The following is an 18574-nucleotide window of genomic DNA, read 5'->3' on the forward strand; positions in this document are numbered from 1 at the left end:
TAACTGCAATAAAAGAAATTAAAAAAGCGAAATAATTTTTGAATAAAACAGTGTCCTACGCATTGAATTCTACGCATTGAATTATTAGATAGGAGGGCTTACATTCACAGAAGCCCATTTTTTATCTAATACTTTTCTGCTTGTCAGCTAGGTTTAAACCAGCATCCTTACTCGGCTTTAATGCGTTTAATGGTTGTAGGACGCTCTTTGACCAGGATTCTGTGTCCGCAGTACGGACACCTTATGCCTGTGTACTCGTAATCGATTTCCACTTTCTGTTTACATCGAGTGCATTTATAACCCATACAACCACAACCTTGAGATATTACTTTGCCTCAGCGACATTCTTCATAGTACGCAGCAGAGTCTGACCAACACTGGTATATGGAATATAAGTTCCGCCAGCGAAGGTGTGTCCGCACTTGCTGCATTTCCAGATGCCGGTCCCGATTCTCTTCACGGTAGGCCTGGCACATTTTGTACATACGTGCGGAGCTCGCATGCGTTCTTCCAGGTCTGCAACAAGCTTTCTGTCTTTTCGTCCATATCTGGCACCGAATCTGCCTGCTGACCTGGAAATCCTTCCTTTCTTAGTGAACTTTTTTGCCATCGTTAAAACTCCCTAAAATGAAACGTTTAATTCTAAGTGATTGAATTCGAAACCTGCTGGCTCGCAGGTCGGATCCCTGAGGTCCAGATTACCAGGTTCTATAACCACTTATTGCACGTATACTTAAACCGTAATACTGCATTTAATATTTATATTTAATTAATCCTGCCTGATCATTCCTTTTATACCAGTGCTTCCAGGTAAAGTTTCCTGATCTCAGCTGCCTTTTCACATGCCATATCTATTGCTTCCAGCACCTCAGCCTCGGTGAACGGAACAGTGCCCATTTTTTGCATGCCTGCGACGGATCCATCCGAACTTGAGACCACAGTTAATTTTGTCTCACAAACCGCTCCCTCATCCAGTGACGGGTCCACCATCAGCTTTGAGCCGATCTTGGCAAGAGTCACGCCAACAGGCATCTCTTTCATTGCAAGAGGTACGTCCGCACCGATTCCATGCTGCTCATTCGGGACAATTGTAGTCATAAGTGCCGCAATAGCAGCGAGACTGGATGCATCAATGATATTTCCATCATCATTGAGGACATGGACATCTATATAGGCAATCCAGACGGATTCTCCAACGCTTATGCAAAGCTTCTTTATATCAATTGCGCCTGATTCTCTGATTCCCCTGTCTACAACCCTTGCCATTTCGATTGCTTCTTCTCTGGGTGGGCCTGGCTCAAATTCCGGGGAAGCAATAGGATTGAGTTCCAGATTAGTAATAATTACGCCTTCGTCCTGAGAATCCGGAAAAGGAGTTCCTGGCTGAAGCTTAACTCCTACAAGGACCTGGGTGTCTCCCAGCGTTACCTTTGCCGAGCCCTCGGCTTTCGGGATAACATTTGTTTCAAGTTTGATATCTCTGAAATCTTTAAATCCACGACCATCCTGGCGTTTTCCCTTAATCATAAGGTTATAAATATAGTCCTTCTTAAGCGTAGCAATAACTTCACTCATCGTTTTCACCTCTGCTTCCTGATTCAGAGGGGTCTTTTACTACCTTCCAGGGTCCTTTGCACTTTTCTTCTTCGGACTCCTCTATGGTTTGTTCGGCAGGAGCCTCTTTCTTGGACTCAGCTTCGGACTCTATCTCTGGCTCGGATTCAAAAGTTTCTTCTGAAGCAACTTCTTCAATTCCGGCTTCTTCTTCAGGCTGTACTTCTTCAATTCCGGCTTCTTCTTCAGGTTGCACTTTTTCTTCAAGCTGAGTTTCTTCTTCAACCTCTGCCTTCTCTTCAAGCTGAGTTTCTACTTCAAGCTGAGTTTCTACTTCAGGCTGAGCTTCTTCATCAGCAGATTCCTCGATCTCGGACTCGACTTCTGCTTCTTCCCCGGAAACGACTTCTTCAGATTCAGGTTCTTCAAGCTCCTCAGCTTCGGAAACTTCCTCAAAAGAAGCCTCGAAAGAAGATTCAAAGTCAGCTTTGTCTTCAAATGCCTCTTCTTCAGCTTCTTCTTCGACTTCTGCTTCAACTACTTTTTCTGTAACTTCCCCTTCTACTACTTCAGCCTCGGCATCTTTAATGACTTTTTCTAGCTCCTCACACTCTGGAGCCTCTTTATTAACAGCACAGGCTTCAACGGTTTCTTCAGAGATACCTTCCTCAGGCTCTTCAGCTTCCTCAATAATCTCTTCTACAACTGCTGCTTCGGGAGCATATTCTAGAGAAGATTCCGTTTCCACAACCTCAAGCTCAGTCTCTTCAACCTCTTCAGCGGCTTTGGCTTCAGGTTCTTCAACAGGAGTCTCAAACTTCGTTCTCAACACTGCCTGCTGAATTTCAAGGATTTCCTTGCAGCCTTTCTTAACAAGCTCGAAGCCTTTTCTAATTTCATCAGTAGTTAGATTTCCATCCATCTGGAGCAGGGTAATTTCTCCATCCTGAGTCATTGCAACAGGAAAATCAGCCTCGCCATAATTGTCCTCTTCTTTGTTAAGATCAAGCACTATCTGCCCGTCAACTTTTCCAAAAGCACAGGAAGTAACCAGGCCTTTCATAGGAATGCCTGCATCTGCAAGCGCTATGCTTGAAGCATTAATTGCTGCTGTCCTTGTCCCTGCATCAGCCTGAAGTATTTCCACAAAAATATCGATTGCAGTTTTCGGGAAGAGCTCTGCCATAATTACCGGCTCAAAAGCTTCCCTGGAAACTTTAGAAATTTCAATACTCCGTCTGCTAGGTCCAGGCCTAGCTCGGTCTTCAGTGGAAAAAGAAGCCATATTATATTTATAACGGATAACTGCAGTATCTGCGCGCTGTGAACGACGGGGGTGAGCTTCCCTAGGACCAAATACGCCTACAAGGACCTTATTCCTTCCCCATTCAAGATAACATGAACCATCGGCTCGTGAAAGAACGCCGATCTCTATTTTCATGGGCCTGATTTCATCCGCATGCCTCCCGTCAAGGCGCAGCCCATCGTCAGTGATTAATTTTTCAGGTTTATCACTCATACTTTAATCTCCAAAAACTCCTAACAAATACTTTACAGAAGCTTCCCTAAAATCCCTCATGCCTAGCCAGAACTCAGTTATTTGGATCCAGTAACACATCGATCTTCCTGTAAATCTCTTCGGAATGATCTTCTTTTGGCAACTTTACCTCTTTCTTACCACTTTTAAAAAACTTGGCGGGCTTTGACTCTTTCTGCTTGCTCCGCTCATTTTTCAAAAAGTTGTAGATCCTGTCCGTCAATCCGGAACGCTGGGCTTCGGCTTCGATCTTCCGGAGAGCCTTACTTAAAAGCTCCACATCATCGTCCTTTCCATCGATCCATATTCTGCCGTTCTGGCCAACGAAAATGCTGCAGTTTGTTTCTTTCTTCAGCATTGAGATCATGGAACCACCGTGTCCTATCACACGTGGGACTTTCACAGGCTCAACTTCAACGATCTGACCTGTTTTCAATTTATGGAAGCTCGAATCTCTAAGGGCAAGCTCGACTTTCATGGAATTATCTACATCTTTTACTCTAAGGATTATAGAGTCGCCTACATTCAGAACTTCATGCATCTCCCGGGATTCTATTCTTCTGGGATACTCGGATACATGGAACAGGCCGTCATAAGGAGAAGCAATATCCATTATCCAGTTGGATGGAGTAACCACAATAACGATCCCGATCACCACATCATTTGCGGAAGGGATATAAACTCCCGCAAGAGGGATCACTCCAACTTTATCTTCTTTGAGATTTTCAATGCCACAAAATAAAGAATAGATCTTGTCGTTCTTGACATAAGTCCCGTATCCAGCTTTTTTCGAATTCTCGGATATCAGGTCACCAGGGATCACTATTTTTTTATCCATCCAACATCCTCTTATAAAAGTTTAGTTTGAGCCTCTCCCTTCGTAAGATGATTTATAAGAGCGTAAAGATCAGTCTGGACTCCTGCCGGAATTCTTACCACTGCAATCCAGGAGCCGTCACGCTGCCATTCTTCTTTCGTAATGCTTCCTATCTTGGAAATATCTCCGTATGCTTTGGGAGCATATTCGGGAGGGATTTTCACAGCAATATTGACCTCTTCAAAGCGTATAGGTATAAGCGGGCGAATGGCTTTCATTGTGATATTGACCAGCTGATCCACGCTTTTTAAGGGGTCTATGTGCACCTTTGCCTCTTCCATTGCCTTTTCTATCCTTGCGGGAGGATGAGGTGCTTTTGTCTGGGGGTTTATTGCATTCCTAGAAATGGTATAAATAACTTTTTTCTTTTTTTCCTCAAGCATGCGCTTTCTCTGTTCAGCAGTGAGCTGAAGCTCCCCACTTTTCAGGATCACGGCAGCAATCTTGAAGGGATCCGTTGTCTCAAAAGAATTGAGAATATCGGACTCTGCTGCTCGGTCCCCTCGGTTTGCGTCTTCGAAGATAGTTTCAACCGCCAGAATATCTTCAAGGTTTACGTCTTCTCCTCGCTTATAGGCCAGAGCTCCTTCGGGCTCGACCAAGACTTCGAAGTGTTTACTGCCTCTCTTAAGCCGCGCAGTCACTGCCTCGTCCAGGGACACCATTTTCAAATACCTTCTCCAAAATATAATTTTGAGAATCCGAAGATTCTCTGAGTACTCAATCTCAACTATATATAGATTTTATTCTTTGTTCTCAGTTTCCTTATGTTTTTCAAGGATCTGCTGAACATAATTCTCAACTTCTTCAGGAACTAATTTCCTGAATTTCTTGTCCTGAAGTGACACGATACCTACCTCAAGGGTAGACGCATCGAACTTGCCTTCGGCAGCTCTATAGAGTGCATCCATACCTAGAAGGATAGCCGCATCCATATTCATGTCTTGTCTGTATTCTGCTTCAAAGACCTCAACGACTGCGTTTCTGCCTGCGCCTATAGCTGTTGCCTTGTATTCCAGAAGAGCACCGCTCGGGTCAGTCTCAAAGAGCCTTGGCAGATTGTCATCCACGCCTGCAATCAGAAGTGCAGTCCCATATGGGCGAACTCCACCATACTGGGTGTAAGTTTGCTTGTGGTCGCAGATTTTCTTAGAGATAACCTCCACACCTATGGGTTCATCATAAGAAACTCTGTTGACCTGCGCTTCTACACGGGCTCTGTCAACAAGGGAACGGGCATCTGCCACAAGCCCTGAAGTCGCAGCCCCTATGTGGTCGTCAATCTGAAATATCTTTTCGATTGACTCGGCTTCTACAAGCCTGCTGGTTATTCGCTTGTCAACAAGCAGCACTACCCCATCAGCTGCTTTGATTCCCACGGCTGTTGTTCCCCTCTTGACCGCTTCGCGGGCATATTCTACCTGAAAAAGTCTTCCATCAGGGCTAAAAACCGTAATTGCCCTATCATAGCCCATCTGTGGTGCCATCTGCATATTCCGTATCTCCCTTAATTTTTATTGTATATTGTTTTCATCTTCCCGGCAAGAAACCGGTCTTTTTTTCCTTAAAGGATCTTTGTCCGCAGGTTCGTAGCTAAATCACCGCCCTCCCCAAAAAGGCTTTGGTCAGTGATCGTGAACTGCTGCGAGGATATCCCGAAAATTCAGGAGCTTAAAGTCCCCGACCCAGCATTCAGGTAAGGAAACCAATTTTTGATTTCCTATAACGTATTTCTTCCTTATTAGAGTTTTTTACCTTTTATTCGGAACTTCCAATCCTGAGATACTTTTTAGGACGAAACCTGCGAGAAATATCCCGGTTACAGGGAATTCAAAGGCACTTCTACCCTGCAAAACTTCTACCCTGCAAAGTACGTTTTCCAGAACCTGGGTTCGCGCACTTCAGGAGGTTTTTAATAGTCATTAAGGTCCAGTTTCAATGTTAACTAAGTCCGCTAATAAAGTGTATTTACTCAGTTATAATGCTTATGAGACCCGAAATTTTCCCGTGCTTAAAGCCGTATTTTGAGCCCTCTATAAAAGGGTTTTTGCTTCCACCGTTTCACTCAATTCAGGTTTCAATCTGCGTTCCGATGAGGCTCGCAATCGTTTGAATTTACTCTGGACCAACTATTTTACTGCTAATCAGCTTTGCCAATGAATATTATATCTGTTACATCAATATATTCATTGAATCTGTTATCCAATGAATATTATATCTGTTACATCAATATACTCATTAAATCTGTTACCCAATGAATATTATCTGTTACATCAATATATTCATTAAATCTGTTACCCAATGAATATTATCTGTTACATCAATATACTCATTAATATACTCATTCATCATAGTATATATCAGACAGCGTCCTGATAGTTTATTATAATAGTTTCCTTAAAACCTCAAAGCTGAGGATTCTCAACCCTGGCGCAAAGCCGTTATCAGAAAAACTGCTTAATTAACTTTCCCGAACCCGGAAAGTTTGAAACTTTTAAATTCCTGGGCTTTGACATTCACGAATCCTAGATTCAGTTTTTCTGAACCCTTGCAGTTTAGCTTTCCTGAACCCTGCTCAGGTTATTATTCTTCAGACGTTTTGGATTGATCCTGATTTCTGGCTCAAAGGCCGTATTCTGAAGAAATTTTTCGGTTGCTCTTTTAATTGTGCCTGAAGTTCCAAGTATATGCACAGTTGCCCTTTTTCCGTTGATCCTTGTAAGAGTTGCCATGGATGCTCTCGTTTCTTTTACTTTCGTATGAGCACATTGAATAATACCTTTAGATTCTTCAAAACCGAGCACTTTGATATCACATTCACTGGCAGTGACATCTCCAAGCAAGGACGAAGCCGAAAACATGACCTCTTTGACCAGATCACTCCTGCTGACTGGCACCTCGGAGATCAGCTCAAAGGCCAGATAGCGCTTTTTTGCACGAAGCGAAGGAAGCAGGCGTTTCAAGAGTAATCTCCCTCCTCAAGCACCTCAATACCTTCTCTAACATGGCCGGGACCAGGGCGGTTCCTTGAGATTATTCTTTCAGGTACAACAGTAATGGCTTCAAGGGCCTCATCTTCTTCAAGCCCGCAGACTTCAGCCAGAGCAAGAGTCTCCATGGGAGAGCGAAGATCAAAACAGGACATTGCGCCACTTGAAAGAACAAGGGAAACATCGTACTTTCTGGCAAGGTCAAGGTTTGCTCTTAGATTAGACAGCAGACGAACGCGCCTTGGACCTCTTGAATGAAGGAGGGGCCTTATTATCAGGCTGATTGCAACATCGTTTTCGGCTGCGGATTTTGCAAGCACCTGATTTAATCCACTGCTTTTAGCAAAAGCTGGGTGGTTCAGGATATCTACTCTCGGGTTTTCCAGAGCAGCCCTGTTGACGTTTTCTGAACCTCCGTGAACTATCAGGACATCCACGGACTTCCTGAATTTTCCGATGAGTCCGTGAAGTTTCGAGGGATTTTCCTCCACAAGCTCGATTCCCTTGAAAACCTCAAATTCGTTAGTAGAGGGCAATACAGGTTGTGATTGAGGAAGTTTATCCGAATGGTTTGTAAGCGCAATTCCGCTGTACCCTAAATGCCGGGCAAGAGCAGAAAGTTGATCAACCGTATTTTCTCCATCAGGCACTGCATGAACGCAAAAGTCGTAGAATTTAGGTTTACCCAAACAATTCCTCCACAATAGCTCCAGCTTTTTCCCTATTTTTCGGATAAGTCTCGATCTTGACTTTTGCAATAATCGCATCCGAGGAATCAGTCAGCCTCACCTGCTGCAGGTATGCAGCCTGCTTGTCAAAGCGGAGATGAAAGACCTGATCATCGTCCAGCCTCTCGGGCATTTCTTCCCTAAGCTTTGCTACGTCTTCTTCGGAAAATCCCTCCCGAATAAAGCGTGCAAAATTCAGACAGTCTGCCTTTCTTTTAAGCTGTACGCTCAGAATAGTAATGGGATTTCCATGGTGCCCTTCAGCCTGGAGTTCTTCAATCAGTTTGCCATCTTCCCGAACGCCGGCACCGGATAAAAAAAAGTCCAGAGCCTCACGGACTCTGGTTACGTCTTCGGTTGCGTGGGCGATCACACGCAGTATTATGTGATGAATCACTTGCCTCGACTCTTGTTTGCACGGATACTCGGCCTGGTCTTTTCAGTACCTTTTCCGCGTGCAGACATGCCTCTGCCCTTCTGGCCGGCACTGGTCTTGCCCCTTGCGGCTCTGTCCCTAACGGACGGGTCGCATACCCATTTAAGGTTTTTATCGCTCTTAATTACAGGGTGGAAGGGGTCTACAAGAATAACTTCAAACCACTTGTTCTTTCCGTCCTCCCCTACCCAGTAGGAGTTCAGGACTTCAAGGTTCGGGTACTTGCGGTCCGCACGAGCTTCGGCAATTCTCTGAATTCTCATGCCACCTGTGATCTTACTCGTCCCCATTTTTTGGGTTCTTCTTCCACGATTGGGCCTTGTTTTACCAAGTCCTCCGCGGCGTACTTTTACCCTGGCGACGACAATGCCCTGCTTGGCTTTGTATCCAAGAGATCGTGCTTTGTCGATTCTTGTGGGTCTTTCAATTCTGGTCACGGATCCCTGCTTTCTCCAGACCTGCATGCGCTCCCAGCGGAGTTCGTTCACGTAAGTCTCATCAGGGTTTTTCCATGCATCACGTACGTATGTATAATAAGATTTTACCAATTTAAACACCAAGTTTCACTTTTGTTTCACGGTTCAGCCCTGCCTGCAGGACCACATTCCAACGGGATCTAATCCCGAAAATGAAACATGGGATAAACTGAACCATCTGATTTAAAGCTTTGCCCATAAACAGCTCGATTAAGTGAAAACTCTACGCAAAAAGAGAGAAGATGGGAAATATATTAAAAAGAGAAAAAGAAAAGCTGTGGGTTTCTGAGAAAATTCAGGGAAGTAACCGTTAGAACTCAAGCTATTTCTCAGATGTAGAAATAAACTACTGATCATATATGTGGTCAATGTATACAGAAAAAATATTTTCGTTCATTTCAAGCTCATTTTTTATTTGGATTGCATTTCTCTCTGGAATCCAATACCTGGACCCCTCCGGCTTTTCAAAACGAACTAAGCACTCGACAAATTTATTCACCTGAATATTGTATTTATTCAGTATCGCAAGAAAATTTTCATCTTGGACCGCTTGTTCAGATACCATAAATACGTAATCATCGCCTTTCCTGATTACATGAGCAGGAGAAGATATAATCCAGTCTTTTTTCTCTTCCCTCATCTTTTTACTTATTTCACGCCTTATGTCCCAATTGTCTTTGTCTAATATTATGTAGTATTTGCCTTCTACATAATGAGTGTTATACTTTATGCTATAGTTCATAGTTAGGTTGTAGCTTTCAAGAATAGTTTTAACTTCCGATTCGGAAACACCGTCTTCAAATTTGATAAATAAGCCAGCTGCCTTTAGTTCATTAACTGGAGTTTTCGTATCAATTGACATTTTCGAATCAGTGTTTGTTGATGTAAATAATATCATAGGGATTATGAAAATCAGAAAAATAATGAAAACAACTATAAGCAATATTTTATAAATTGGTTTTTTCGTCATGAAAAACAAACTCCTGTGTAATATTCCCCATGTTTAAAAAAATTAGGAGTCTTAGCCCCCTTATATACTGTAATTTTCTCGATCTACATTTGCTTCGGTTTAGAGAACATACCTTTTGCTTTAGTAAAAGGTTCTAGAATTAATCCAATAGAAATTTCAATGGTAAATAATAACATGAACCCCATTTTGGCATTACTTCTTTCTGAACTTCCATCCTCCATATAAACAAATCAAGCTTCCCAATAATCCAAAACCTGGAGTAGATCTAATTTCACTTGATTCACTTGGTTTACTTCCATTATCAGATTTGGAATTGCTATTGTTTGAATTACTGAGTTCTTCATTGTTTTCTTCTAGAGGTATCTTTACATCTTCAGTCACGAGTTCATCGATAAATATTCCCTCATCAAAAATAACTGGAACAGTAGTCACATTTTGTTTTCTTGCTTCTTCATCAATAATCTGATAAATCTCCTTAACTATGGCATTCTTTTCTTCAGAAGGCAACGTTTCGTTAATTCCTACATCCAGTCTAGTTAGCTCCGCTCCGTATACTATTACCTGACCTTTTTCCATATATGGAGTGATTTTATCCTGGGTGCTACCAGAAATCGCAGAAAGTTTATCTGCCCAGGTCATGATTTCATTTTGATCTTTTAATAAAGGAATTTTTCCATAAGCTACAACAGTTTTATCCATTGGTATTGTTGGTTTTTCCTTCATATATTCTTCAAGAACATGTATGTCTGATTCGGACAGGTTCGCGGTACTATCCCCAAACCAATGATAGATGCCCTGTTCCGAATCCAGTGGAATTTCTTCTCTATAGATACCATACCCGAATTCTACCGGAATATCCTGTATATCCATCTGCTTTGCAGAATTATCAATTAGAGAGTAGATATCGTTTATAAGCGATTCACTTACGTTACCATACTTGAATAAAATCACAAAGTATCCCTTGGAATTAGTTCCACATGTTACGACTTCTCCATGAGGATACATGTATTTGGAGGCAACTGTATCTTTTATATTATTGCCAAGCTCTCCAAGAGTAGAGTTCCAATTTTCTTTTTGTTCATCAGATTTTAGTACAGGAAGTTTTCCATACCTGGCAATTACAGTATTCCCATATGAATCAAGACCAAAAAAGTAGTGATAATAGCCATAGTATACATTGCTGGTTTCATAATTTGAATAATTATCCAGTATAACTGGCACACTGATGCAAATTCCCTTATTAGCTACCTCTTTTTCTATAGATTTAGTATATTTATCACTTTTATTCCACTCTATTAAATTTCCGCCTACTCTATTCTTCACTTTGTGTTCGTACATTGACCAGACGCCAAGTTGTGTTTCAGTTACAGGTCTATCCGGTACCACCTCAAGACTGTATACATCTACAAATATTCGATGTTCATCTCCTGAAGTCTTGTCTTTTACTACGGTCATTGCCCCAATACGGGGATAGCTATATTCAACCATCTTAGTTGATTTTATTTCCCCATCCGGATATTCGTTTCTGGCAACTTCAATTGATTTTTTCAAGGCTTCAGTTGTATTGTACAGGTTTGTAGTAGTTTCGATGACCTGGACTGATGGCCCCAGTGTTTTATTTGCACCAACGTAAATTTTACCTACTAATATATTATGTTTATATGTTGAAAATTCATAAAATAATTTTTGACCGTTTATATCATAAAGTTCAAGCGGTTCAGGATCAATAGACGCCCCTGTCCAGTTTTCAAAACCGGGGGCGCCGGATGACATAAAATCTATTATGTGCGCATTTGCGTGTTCAAAGGCTTTCTCCGCAGTTACAGAATAATTCTCCTCTTCCTCTGCGCTAACAGCTGGTATTAACTCCACAACAACCAGCAGTATTGCTAAAATTAGTGTTCCTATTATTCCAAACTGTTTCTTAGTTAATCGTAGTTTACTGAATAACATTCGTCTAACTCCTGGTTATTTTCCCTAGGAGGCAGAATCAGGCAGTCTTACATTATACAAAAGCTAACATGCACAATGCCGCTTAGGGTTATTCTATGAAGTTTAAGCTATCCTGAAAAGTACTTTTGAACTCCATAAATTCCTCTCTATTGGCTCCTTATAAATTTTCTGTGCAGACTCTCAAACTATATAATTTTCACACTCACTTTGAATCCTCAATTTTTCCCTGGAGTTTGATAGTTTGATGATCTGGTTAGAAAGTATATATATCAGCGAATTGCCCTAACTCGTATTCAAACATATATAAAAAAGAATTAGCGCAATTCTACAGTCTTGCAAGCCGATATTTCAATTAATCCATATGAAATTTAGAATTATCTATTCTCTAACTGTAGTTTAGTGGTGAATAAATGCGTGAGATGATTAGAGCGATTTATGTCTATAACCGCTAAGTTTAGGAATTTTTTAAACATAAGGTCAAGTTTTTCCCTCTGGAATTGCTCTATAATTCCATTTCCCCAAATAATCATCAAAAATAATTTTCATATCTTCTTTGAAGTTTTTACTTACTTTTTTGTCGTTACATAAGCTTTATCCTTTATGGTCGAAAACACTTTCAGTCCTGTTTTTCATTCTCTATTTCTACTTTTTCTTTTTTTTCCGCTTTACTGGTATTATATATTTTACAATTTTCTAGAATCAGATTTTTTTTCAATGACCGAATATGAGATCTTGCCTCAATAACCGAATATAGGATTTAGCAAAAATAACTTTTAGAAGAGTATAATTAAATCTCAACTTTTATATGAGAGTAATTTTATTGCTTTTAAGATAACTTCGAGGATAAACTTTTGGTGATAATTGAATATTTTTTCTACGTCAGTAATCTTTATCTAGGTTCATTTTATAAAACAAGAAACCTCAGAGATGATTTAAAAATTAATCTAAAAGCACAGAAATAAGTTCTGTAGAGACTTCAACGAGGCTTAAAACTGACTTATATATGCTGTTGTAAAGAGACTTTGTTCCAATTTGCTGTCAATTTCAATTCAAATCTTCCTCTATTATTGAAACTGGCTCTAAATTGAAGTTTGATAAGGATTTATTTGGTTTCAGAAATTTCATAAGTGGTATTTTACAGATAAACTGAAGCACTGTTTAGGAGAAAACGGTAAATGTCCGATAAATTAGATCTCTCAATCGTAATCCCGGTTTCCAATGAAGAAGAAAACGTAGGGGAATTATATAATCAATTGAATGTAGTTCTTTCAAGATTGGGAAAAACATCTGAGATTATTTTCGTAGATGATGGGTCTATTGATGATACTTTTAAAAAGTTAAAAGCAATCAAAGATAGCAAAATTAGGATTGTAAGGTTCCAAAGAAACTATGGAAAGGCTGCGGCTCTTTCCTGCGGGTTCAAGAAATCACAGGGAGATTTTGTTATTACCATGGATGGAGATCTACAGGACGATCCCAAAGAAATCCCTAGATTTCTTGAAAAATTAGAAGAATATGATATGGTTTCAGGCTGGAAGAGTAAAAGACACGATCCTGTTTCGAAAACCTTCCCCTCAAAATTCTTTAATGCGTTGACTCGATATATCACAGGAGTCAAAATTCATGACTTCAACTGTGGATTCAAAGGTTATAGAAATTATGTTGTAAAGAACGTAAGATTATATGGAGAATTTCATCGCTATATTCCAGCTCTAGCGCACTGGAAAGGATACACAGTTGGGGAAATTGAAGTCGAACACCACCCTAGAATTCATGGAAAATCAAAGTATGGGGTTGAAAGGTTACTTAAAGGCTTTCTGGACCTGATTACAGTCACATTTTTGAACCTATACAAGAAAAGGCCCCTTCATATCTTTGGAGGGATCGGCTTCTTACTAATATTTTCAGCAATAATCATAAACCTGCATCTGGTTTCTCTATGGCTCAGGGGTGTCAGGATCGGAGACAGGCCTCTGCTGATGTTGAGCATATTAATTACGGTTCTTGGAGCTCAATTTATTTCCCTTGGCCTGATAGGAGAACTGATCACAAACTCCAGAAATAACGATGATTATATTATAAAGTACGATAGCTATGAACTGGAAAACAATAGGTAAAACTGTAGTCAGTTTAGGGCTAATGTTTTACCTTATAGCCAAACTTGACCTGGGGACAATCTACCAGACCTTTACCCAGATGAATCTGGAATTTCTTTCTCTCTCATTACCTTTTATTGCTCTGATGTACCTGATAAAAGCGATAAAATGGCAGTCTCTACTCAATTGTATAAACGTTCAAATCCCTGTAAAAAGGTCACTTGAAATAATTTTAATGGGCAACTTTTATGGCGCTCTTACTCCGGGAAGGGCAGGAGAAGTTTCAAGAGCTTTTTACTTAGATACTGAGAGCTCAAGAAGCATACCAACCGTAGTAATGGACAGAGTCATAGACATGGTCTGTCTTCTGGTTTTAAGTGTACTATCTATAGCTTTCTTTTTTAAGGATAAAAATTTAATATATATAATGACGCCGATGATAATGATTTTTATCGCTGGCATTTTCGTTATCACAAATGAAAAGATCGTAACTTTTATTTTTGGGATATTTTCGAAAAGAAGCGAATTTAAAGAAAATTATATTAAAACGATAAAGCAAATCACTGGAAATAAAAAAGCTATTTTTTCTGTTTCTGCATTAACTCTTGGATATTACTTACTGAATTTATTTGTATACTGGATAGTCATAAAATCCTTAAATCCCGCATTAAACAGCTTACTTACCTTTTCTCTTCCAATAGTAGTAGTTCTGGGTAATTTTCCAATTTCTATATCAGGGTTTGGAGTTAGAGAGTTTGTAAGCGTTACAATATTCAAGTTATTGAATGAAAGTTCTGCATATGGGTTTTCCTGCTCTATAGTTCTATATTTCTTGACTACACTATTACCCGCGATATTTGGATTCATGCTTACTCTAAGAAAAAAGCCTTAAAATTTCAAGGCAAGTCGAATTGTTATAAAAAGGACATTGAGAATGGATATCAAGAAAGGATATCAAGAAAGGATCTCGAGAATGGATATTAAGAACGGATATTGAGAACGGATACCGGGAACGGATATTGAGAACGGATATTGAGAAAAGACGTTGAGAAAGGATATTGAGAAAAGACATTGGGAAAAGACATTGAAAACGGATATTGAGAATTAAGTTAGAGCAGTTGACAATAATTCTAAATAATCGGGTTATTAAGAATAAAAAGTTAAAACTGAATATTAAAACGAAACAAAATTAAAAACGCATTTTAAACAGGTGGGGCTAAATGGACCAGGACCAGAGTAGAAATTACAAGAAATACAACTCTAAAAACCCGCTTATGGGTATAGTGATATCTAATTTCATGAAGAATTTGAAAGAAACCGCAGCCACTTTAGAAAATATAAATAATGTTATTGATATAGGTTGTGGGGAAGGATTTGTCATTAACTGCCTTGATTATCCAAAAATAACAGGTGTTGATATCTCCAAAAATGCTCTGAAAATTGCAAAGGAGAAAAATCCAGAATGTAATTTTTGTTCAGGCAGCATATGTGAAATTTCTTTTAAAGAAAACAGTTTCGATCTAGTTATAGCAACTGAAGTACTGGAACACCTCGAAAAACCGGATTTAGCCCTTCAGGAGATCCGACGAATAACTAAAAATTACTGTATTCTCAGTGTGCCTAACGAACCCTATTTCCGTACAATGAATTTCTTTCGGGGTAAAAATTTGACACGTTTTGGAAATGATCCTGAACATGTTCAAAACTGGAGTTCAGGAAAGTTTGTGAGTTTAATAGAAACCTATTTTGATGTTCTGGAAGTTCGAAGGCCGTTTCCCTGGACTATGGTTCTATGCAAAAAATAATTCTTAATATTTACTTTTTATAGCATTTGTATATTATTTGAAATTTATTTTGAAAAGAGAATAAGAGATATTCAGGAAATCGGGAGACAATTTCGTGGAAATAAGAAAAACATCTAACCCGGAAAAAAACAACCCGGAAAAAAACCGAAGTCTTAAGAATAAACATTTTTACAATTTACGGGAATATTCTCTGGTGGGAATCTCATATACTCTTTTGACAATTATTCTTACTTACCCTGTTTTATTTAAGATAAAAACCGATATTCCTGGAACGGGAGCAGATTCGTTTCAATGGATGAGGATTTTATGGTACACAAAAATAGCAATAAAGGAAGCGGATTTAGCGGCTTTGACGCATGACTCTCTCCTTTTTTACCCGAATGGCATAGAATCAATGCCCTTTTCATCAGCCTTCAATCAAGTGCTATATGTATTGCTGTCTCCCTTTTTAGAACTGCACGTCATATACACGATACTATGGCTCTTAACTTTTATAATAGGGGCCATTGGTTCATATCTCCTGGTAAAATATCTTACGGATAATAAATACGCTGCCTTTATTGCAGGAATTGTATTCGCATTTTCTCCGTACCATTTTTCCAGAGGACTATACTTTTTTGGAGCAGCGACAGTTCAGTGGATACCCTTTTGTGCGCTGTATCTCATGAAAACAGTTAAAGAAGAAGGGATCAAGAACCCAATCCTTGCAGGAATCTTTTTCATTCTGGTAGCAATGAGCGACCTGCAGTACCTGATCTTTATGGGGATCTTTGCAGGGTTAGTGTTTTTATATGATTTTTACCTGACTCTCAGGTCCAGAAAAAACTTTACTCATTCTGTGAAACAAATAATTATAAAATACTTCTTTTTTGGCGGTGTTGCTTTTCTCGGAGTACTGCCTTTGACCATTAATGAGATACTTATTGCCATTTCAAATCAAAACTTCTTAAGGCCAAACACAAATGAAATTCCCAAATTATCAAACGATTTGATGAGTTTTTTCCTGCCTTCTCATTTACATCCATTGCTTGGTCAGTTTACCTTAGACTTATATTCGAATATACCAAGCTGGTTTGCTGAACGAGTGAACTTTATAGGATATATTGTTCTCGGGCTTTCAATCCTTGCACTCCTGAAATCAAAGAGAAAGCCTGACGTAAAGTTCTGGTTAGTATCTACGTTTTTCTTTACAATAATTAGTTTAGGACCCATATTACACTTCAATGGAGCGGTTGCTTTCACGGACTCCGACCTGAAAATTCCACTTCCATATCAGATGTTATATAACACGATTCCTTTCCTGAAAAACTGCAGGACAGTTGGCAGGTTTTTTGTTATCGCAACCCTTGGGTACTCCGTCCTGGCAGGGTACGGTTTTTCGGAATTACTGAAGTATAAACCCGAAAGAAAAAAGCTTATATTTACAATAGTAGGTTTCCTGCTAGTTTTTGAATACCTATCTATTCCTTATCCGACCACACAGGTAAATGTTCCTGACTTTTACTATAAAATTAGTAACGATAAGGATAACTATGCGATACTCGAAATTCCGCAAAACTCTAACGCAGGATATATGGATTTTCATTATTTGTACTATCAAACAGTCCACAATAAAGCTCTTGTAGGCGGATATGCAGCAAGATATCCAGCCAACGTTAGAGATTTCCAAAGGACGACTCCGTTCATTAAAGAATTACAGTATTATTCCCTGGGAACTAAAGATATTTTAAAGGAAGATGTTACTGATATAGGAACATCTGTCCTGAATGCCAATAATATAAGATATGTTATTGTCCACAAGAATCAATTATCCAGTGAACAACTCGAGTTTGTAACCGATTTACTGAACAGGACCCTTAAAACTGAACCTGATGTATATGATGAAGACGGGCTTATTGTTTACCGTGTTCCAGATGAAACAATTCAGCCCTTCATGCTTTTAGGTAAGGGATGGAACCGCCCGGAGAATTGGGACGGCACAATAACCAGGTGGATATCAAACAGGGCTACGTTATCGGTTTATTCAGGTGTTGCTGAAAATGCAACATTAAAACTCAGCGCATGCAGCTTACATTCACCAAAGACTCTCGAGGTTTATAATGGCAAAACTCTCCAGAGTAAACAAAATATCAGTACTAATTTAAGCACAGTAAATATCCCTGTTACCTTAAATCAGGGAAAGAATGTCATTCTTTTAAATGTACCTGAAGGCACCGAAAGACCATGTGACTTTCCGGAGCTAAAGAATAATGATACAAGGGAGTTAAGTATAGCAATTCAAAGGGTTCAGTTAATTGATTCGCCTGAAAATTGATTAAAAGCCTATCCGAAAAGTAAATAATACATATTGAAAAGTCGCAATATAATATAGACGAGTGGTCGAGAAATTCAAAAATATTTGGGAGATCGATTACAGTATTTTCCAACCCTGCATTTTTATAAGAATGGGGAAGCCAGAATTTCTTCCCCTTAACTCAATAAAAATAGTTACTTAAAATCCAGTTTCTAAAAATTTAATTTCTTTTTCTTAATTCATTTTACTCTGTAACTTATATTGTAATGAAAACCATTGCAGCTACAACTGTGGTCCATTTTCCGTCCTTGTCGCCGTTTGCGGTCTGGCACATATGGAATGTGTCAAAGATATGCCCGCTTGCCTTGTAGACCTGCTCTCTCTCATGCCAGGCCATTTCTGCGTTAAACTCTATGCCAAGGGTGGTCGCAAGCATTGTTGCCGCCAGGTCTTCAGCATATTCTCCTGCAATAATTTCTTCTTCTCCAAAAGAATGATGTTCGGAAATGTACCCGTAGTTGTCTTCATTTACAGGAACCGCAGTTCCTATAGCTGCTGCCATTAAACGATGAGGCTCGTTAGTATCATTTCTTGCAAGTACACAATGGACAATGGCACCAGGTTTTAACTCTGAAAGTCCTTCTTCTCTGGGTACGACTTTGCAATTAGGGGGCAGGATACTCGAAACACTTACAAGATTGAATTTCTCAATTTTTGCAGCCCTTAGCGCAAGTTCAAAGGATGCTAATCGGTCTTTGTGTACCCCAGTACCCTTTGTCAAAAATGCTTTTCTTGGGATCATGTTAACTCCTTTAGGACTTACGTAGTTGAACTGAAGAATCAAAACAGCATCAGACCG

General features: G+C 39.6%; 18 protein-coding genes. 4 read left to right on the plus strand and 14 right to left on the minus strand.

Annotation, left to right across the window (positions count from 1 at the left end):
* Positions 1-167: 167 nt before the first annotated feature.
* From MSBRW_RS21300 to MSBRW_RS23515, 13 genes are all read right to left on the minus strand, one after another.
* Positions 168-305, minus strand: a complete 138-nt coding sequence (locus MSBRW_RS21300; protein ID WP_011021777.1) for a DNA-directed RNA polymerase subunit P — start codon at positions 303-305, stop codon at positions 168-170.
* A 20-nt stretch (positions 306-325) separates the two neighbouring features.
* A complete protein-coding gene (locus MSBRW_RS11975) occupies positions 326-610 on the minus strand; it encodes a 50S ribosomal protein L37ae (protein WP_011307466.1) in 285 nt (94 codons plus the stop codon).
* 182 nt (positions 611-792) lie between these two features.
* Positions 793-1584 (minus strand): exosome complex protein Rrp42, encoded by a 792-nt coding sequence (gene rrp42, locus MSBRW_RS11980; protein ID WP_048102860.1) that lies wholly within the window; start codon positions 1582-1584, stop codon positions 793-795.
* Complete coding sequence (gene rrp41, locus MSBRW_RS11985; RefSeq protein WP_011307464.1) at positions 1568-3073, minus strand: exosome complex exonuclease Rrp41; 1506 nt, start codon at positions 3071-3073, stop codon at positions 1568-1570. Before rrp41 ends, rrp42 begins: the two co-directional genes overlap by 17 nt.
* A 73-nt stretch (positions 3074-3146) precedes the next feature.
* Positions 3147-3929 (minus strand): exosome complex RNA-binding protein Rrp4, encoded by a 783-nt coding sequence (gene rrp4, locus MSBRW_RS11990; protein WP_011307463.1) that lies wholly within the window; start codon positions 3927-3929, stop codon positions 3147-3149.
* Between the two features lie 11 nt (positions 3930-3940).
* On the minus strand, positions 3941-4633 hold the full coding sequence (locus MSBRW_RS11995) for a ribosome assembly factor SBDS (RefSeq protein ID WP_011307462.1): 693 nt from the start codon (positions 4631-4633) through the stop codon (positions 3941-3943).
* Positions 4634-4711: 78 nt separating this feature from the next.
* On the minus strand, positions 4712-5461 hold the full coding sequence (psmA, locus tag MSBRW_RS12000) for an archaeal proteasome endopeptidase complex subunit alpha (RefSeq protein WP_011307461.1): 750 nt from the start codon (positions 5459-5461) through the stop codon (positions 4712-4714).
* Between the two features lie 1062 nt (positions 5462-6523).
* On the minus strand, positions 6524-6931 hold the full coding sequence (locus tag MSBRW_RS12005; protein ID WP_011307460.1) for an Rpp14/Pop5 family protein: 408 nt from the start codon (positions 6929-6931) through the stop codon (positions 6524-6526).
* A complete protein-coding gene (gene rnp3, locus MSBRW_RS12010) occupies positions 6928-7647 on the minus strand; it encodes a ribonuclease P protein component 3 (RefSeq protein ID WP_011307459.1) in 720 nt (239 codons plus the stop codon). The genes MSBRW_RS12005 and rnp3 overlap by 4 nt, the downstream gene beginning before the upstream one ends.
* Complete coding sequence (locus MSBRW_RS12015; protein ID WP_011307458.1) at positions 7640-8083, minus strand: RNA-binding protein; 444 nt, start codon at positions 8081-8083, stop codon at positions 7640-7642. The genes rnp3 and MSBRW_RS12015 overlap by 8 nt, the downstream gene beginning before the upstream one ends.
* Positions 8080-8670, minus strand: a complete 591-nt coding sequence (locus tag MSBRW_RS12020; protein ID WP_048103349.1) for a 50S ribosomal protein L15e — start codon at positions 8668-8670, stop codon at positions 8080-8082. The genes MSBRW_RS12015 and MSBRW_RS12020 overlap by 4 nt, the downstream gene beginning before the upstream one ends.
* A gap of 274 nt (positions 8671-8944) precedes the next feature.
* Positions 8945-9568, minus strand: a complete 624-nt coding sequence (locus MSBRW_RS12025) for a UPF0228 family protein (protein ID WP_011307456.1) — start codon at positions 9566-9568, stop codon at positions 8945-8947.
* 192 nt (positions 9569-9760) lie between these two features.
* Positions 9761-11521, minus strand: a complete 1761-nt coding sequence (locus MSBRW_RS23515) for a hypothetical protein (RefSeq protein WP_011307455.1) — start codon at positions 11519-11521, stop codon at positions 9761-9763.
* A 1175-nt stretch (positions 11522-12696) separates the two neighbouring features.
* On the opposite strand from MSBRW_RS23515, the gene MSBRW_RS12040 reads away from it, so the two are divergent.
* From MSBRW_RS12040 to MSBRW_RS12055, 4 genes are all read left to right on the plus strand, one after another.
* Complete coding sequence (locus tag MSBRW_RS12040; RefSeq protein WP_011307454.1) at positions 12697-13638, plus strand: glycosyltransferase family 2 protein; 942 nt, start codon at positions 12697-12699, stop codon at positions 13636-13638.
* Positions 13616-14509, plus strand: a complete 894-nt coding sequence (locus MSBRW_RS12045) for a lysylphosphatidylglycerol synthase transmembrane domain-containing protein (RefSeq protein WP_011307453.1) — start codon at positions 13616-13618, stop codon at positions 14507-14509. Before MSBRW_RS12040 ends, MSBRW_RS12045 begins: the two co-directional genes overlap by 23 nt.
* A gap of 328 nt (positions 14510-14837) precedes the next feature.
* Positions 14838-15422, plus strand: a complete 585-nt coding sequence (locus MSBRW_RS12050) for a class I SAM-dependent methyltransferase (RefSeq protein ID WP_011307452.1) — start codon at positions 14838-14840, stop codon at positions 15420-15422.
* Positions 15423-15516: 94 nt separating this feature from the next.
* Positions 15517-17736, plus strand: a complete 2220-nt coding sequence (locus tag MSBRW_RS12055) for a hypothetical protein (RefSeq protein WP_011307451.1) — start codon at positions 15517-15519, stop codon at positions 17734-17736.
* A 235-nt stretch (positions 17737-17971) separates the two neighbouring features.
* Here MSBRW_RS12055 and MSBRW_RS12060 read toward each other — a convergent pair whose 3' ends face one another.
* Positions 17972-18517, minus strand: coding sequence for a pyruvoyl-dependent arginine decarboxylase (locus tag MSBRW_RS12060; protein ID WP_011307450.1), 546 nt, complete (start codon positions 18515-18517; stop codon positions 17972-17974).
* Positions 18518-18574: the final 57 nt, after the last annotated feature.

Origin of the sequence: Methanosarcina barkeri str. Wiesmoor (assembly GCF_000969985.1) — an archaeon.
Classification (GTDB): domain Archaea; phylum Halobacteriota; class Methanosarcinia; order Methanosarcinales; family Methanosarcinaceae; genus Methanosarcina; species Methanosarcina barkeri_B.

Coding starts and splice junctions, on each gene's coding strand:
- MSBRW_RS11975 (WP_011307466.1), bottom strand. CDS start 610: ATGGCAAAAAAGTTCACTAAGAAAGGAAGGATTTCCAGGTCAGCAGGC.
- MSBRW_RS11995 (WP_011307462.1), bottom strand. CDS start 4,633: ATGGTGTCCCTGGACGAGGCAGTGACTGCGCGGCTTAAGAGAGGCAGT.
- MSBRW_RS12060 (WP_011307450.1), bottom strand. CDS start 18,517: ATGATCCCAAGAAAAGCATTTTTGACAAAGGGTACTGGGGTACACAAA.
- MSBRW_RS23515 (WP_011307455.1), bottom strand. CDS start 11,521: ATGTTATTCAGTAAACTACGATTAACTAAGAAACAGTTTGGAATAATA.
- MSBRW_RS21300 (WP_011021777.1), bottom strand. CDS start 305: ATGGGTTATAAATGCACTCGATGTAAACAGAAAGTGGAAATCGATTAC.
- rrp41 (WP_011307464.1), bottom strand. CDS start 3,073: ATGAGTGATAAACCTGAAAAATTAATCACTGACGATGGGCTGCGCCTT.
- psmA (WP_011307461.1), bottom strand. CDS start 5,461: ATGCAGATGGCACCACAGATGGGCTATGATAGGGCAATTACGGTTTTT.
- rrp4 (WP_011307463.1), bottom strand. CDS start 3,929: ATGGATAAAAAAATAGTGATCCCTGGTGACCTGATATCCGAGAATTCG.
- MSBRW_RS12050 (WP_011307452.1), top strand. CDS start 14,838: ATGGACCAGGACCAGAGTAGAAATTACAAGAAATACAACTCTAAAAAC.
- MSBRW_RS12045 (WP_011307453.1), top strand. CDS start 13,616: ATGAACTGGAAAACAATAGGTAAAACTGTAGTCAGTTTAGGGCTAATG.
- MSBRW_RS12040 (WP_011307454.1), top strand. CDS start 12,697: ATGTCCGATAAATTAGATCTCTCAATCGTAATCCCGGTTTCCAATGAA.
- MSBRW_RS12025 (WP_011307456.1), bottom strand. CDS start 9,568: ATGACGAAAAAACCAATTTATAAAATATTGCTTATAGTTGTTTTCATT.